Origin of the sequence: Idiomarina sp. UBA4206 (assembly GCF_002383015.1) — a bacterium.
Taxonomy (GTDB): domain Bacteria; phylum Pseudomonadota; class Gammaproteobacteria; order Enterobacterales; family Alteromonadaceae; genus Idiomarina; species Idiomarina abyssalis.
Genome location: NZ_DFTS01000022.1, coordinates 7411 through 8051 on the forward strand (window position 1 = coordinate 7411; position 641 = coordinate 8051).

Genomic DNA, 641 nt, shown 5'->3' on the forward strand with positions numbered 1-641 from the left:
TCCATTGCTTTTTGAATAGCAGCGGGTACTTCACGCGCTTTACCATAACCAAAACCGACTTTACCTTTACCGTCGCCAACCACAGTCAGTGCAGTGAAGCTAAAGATACGACCACCTTTAACAACCTTTGCTACACGATTAACTGTGATCAACTTTTCTATCAGTTCACCGGTTTGAGCTTCTACATTTGCCATGTTCGTCTCCTAGAACTGAAGTCCGGCTTCACGAGCTGCGTCCGCTAATGCGGCTACGCGACCGTGGTATTTAAAACCACTACGATCGAAAGAAACGCTTTTAACGCCTTTTTCAATCGCTCGTTCAGCGATAGTTTTGCCCACGACTTTGGCTGCATCTACATTACCTGTAGATTTAAGCCCTTCGCGAACACTTTTCTCTGCAGTCGATGCGGCTGCCAGCACTTCAGAACCGTTAGGTGCGATCAACTGTGCGTAAATATGCCGTGGTGTACGGTGAACGACCAGGCGATTTGCACCCAACTCTTTAATTTGTTTACGTGCGCGAGTAGCACGACGTAAGCGAGCTGCTTTATTGTCCATCGTATTACCCTACTTTTTCTTGGCTTCTTTACGGCGCACTTGCTCGTCAGCATAACGAACGCCTTTGCCTTTATAAGGCTCTGG

At 47.4% G+C, this 641-nt stretch carries 1 protein-coding gene and 1 pseudogene; both read right to left on the bottom strand.

Annotated features, from left to right (window positions below):
• A pseudogene (rpsE, locus tag B3180_RS04870) lies at positions 1-194 on the bottom strand (30S ribosomal protein S5); the annotation flags it as partial.
• Positions 195-203: 9 nt separating this feature from the next.
• Positions 204-557 carry a 50S ribosomal protein L18 gene (rplR, locus tag B3180_RS04875; RefSeq protein WP_054489093.1) on the bottom strand — a complete coding sequence of 118 codons (354 nt, stop codon included), beginning with the start codon at positions 555-557 and terminating at the stop codon, positions 204-206.
• Positions 558-641: the final 84 nt, after the last annotated feature.